Raw genomic sequence first — 430 nt, 5'->3', positions numbered from 1 at the left:
CCTCAACGAATCCCTCGAGACCTCCGATCTGAATGTCAACTCTCTGATTTGATCCGCAAGCGCTCAGAAACAGTTTCCTCTCTGCCATTGCCTGAGCGTACCGACCAAATGCGTCTTTCAGCTGTGTCTTGTCCATGATTTACTGTCCTTTGGCCCCACCCGCTGGGTAGACGCCCTTGATGATTTTGCCGAGACCCTCAATTGCAAGGTCTCGAACCTTTTTCTTGCTCTCCACCAGCTCCAGCTTTGTTGCCGTCAATTCCGCCTCAAGTCGAGCTGTCTCATGCTTGAACAGATTCTCAAGCGCTTCTGAGGCGTCTTGGATGTTGTCGATTCGCTCGTCAAATCCGTTATAGGTCAGTATTCCGTCGAGCGTATTTGCGATTTCTTTTGCTGTAATCACACTTCTCCTCCTGGGCTAAGCCCTAAA

At 50.2% G+C, this 430-nt stretch carries 1 protein-coding gene; it reads right to left on the bottom strand.

Going from position 1 to position 430, the window contains the following annotated elements:
- Nucleotides 1–139 precede the first annotated feature (139 nt).
- Nucleotides 140–403, bottom strand: coding sequence for a hypothetical protein (locus H7U32_RS10545; protein WP_204469960.1), 264 nt, complete (start codon nucleotides 401–403; stop codon nucleotides 140–142).
- Nucleotides 404–430: the final 27 nt, after the last annotated feature.

This window comes from Bifidobacterium pullorum subsp. saeculare (genome assembly GCF_016899725.1).
GTDB classification, from domain to species: Bacteria; Actinomycetota; Actinomycetes; order Actinomycetales; family Bifidobacteriaceae; genus Bifidobacterium; species Bifidobacterium pullorum_C.
Note: the sequence above shows the minus strand (reverse complement) of the source record. Positions and strands in the feature narration are given on the sequence as shown.